1 protein-coding gene is annotated in these 1,069 nt (G+C 71.9%); it reads right to left on the bottom strand.

Translation table 11 applies throughout. The features are described 5' to 3' along the window. Nucleotides 1–1,069, bottom strand: a 1,069-nt coding sequence (locus tag AZE13_RS33455) for a DUF4118 domain-containing protein (protein WP_147264837.1), incomplete at both ends; no start/stop codon positions are given.

Raw genomic sequence — 1,069 nt, 5'->3', positions numbered from 1 at the left:
CAGGTTGCCGACGAGCTGGTCGAGGCGGTCGGCGCTCTCCTCGATGGCGGCGAGGAGTTCCGCCTGGTCCGCGGCGGACCATTCGACGTCATCGGAACGAAGCGAAGTGACGGAGGCCTTGATACCGGCGAGCGGCGTGCGCAGGTCGTGGCTGACGGCGGCGAGCAGGGCGGTGCGGGTGCGGTCGCCCTCGGCCAGTTTGCGGGCGTGGTCGGCCTGGGACTGCAGGCGCTGGCGGTCCAGGACGACGGCGGCCTGTGCCGCGAAGGCGGCCAGCACGCGGCGGTCCTCGGCGGGCAGGACCCGGCCCGACAGGGCGAGCGCCATCTGATCGCCGACGGGCATGTCGACATCCGCGTCCTCGGGGCGCTCGATCGGACTGGTGTCGCCCACGCTGCCCGTGCACGTCCAGGGGGCTGTTTCGCTCTCCCGTTCCAGGAGCGCCACGGAGTCCATCGCGAAGGTCTCGCGGACCCGTTCCAGGAGGGCGTCCAGGGTGGTCTCACCGCGCAGCACACTGCCGGCCAGGAAGGACAGGATCTCCGACTCGGCGCGCAGCCGGGCCGCCTGGTGGGTGCGCCGGGCGGCGAGGTCGACGACGGAGGCGACCGACATCGCCACCAGCACGAAGATGGCGAGCGCGAGGATGTTCTCGGGGTCCGCGATGCTGAGGCGGTTCGTCGGCGCGGTGAAGAACCAGTTCAGCAGACAGGAGCCGACCAGGGCCGAGGTGAGCGCCGGGAGGAAACCGCCCAGCAGCGCCGCCGTCACCGTCAGCATCAGGAACAGCAGCATGTCGTTGGCGAGTCCGAGGCTCGCCTCGGTGGACATCAGCAGCAGCGTCAGCAGGGCCGGCCCCACCGATCCGACCAGCCAGCCCCAGATGATCCGGGGCCGCCCCAGCCGCGCGCCGCGCGCGACCGGCAGCCCGTGGCCCTTGGCGGCCGCTTCGTGCGTGACGATGTGGACATCGAGGTCCGGCCCCGAGTCGACGGCGACGGTCGCGCCGACACCGGGTCCGAAGAGGTACTGCCACGCCTTGCGGCGGGACGTCCCCACCACTATCTGA

Source organism: Streptomyces sp. NBRC 110611 (assembly GCF_001590865.1).
GTDB lineage: Bacteria > Actinomycetota > Actinomycetes > Streptomycetales > Streptomycetaceae > Streptomyces.
This window is presented reverse-complemented; position numbering and strand designations above follow the sequence as displayed.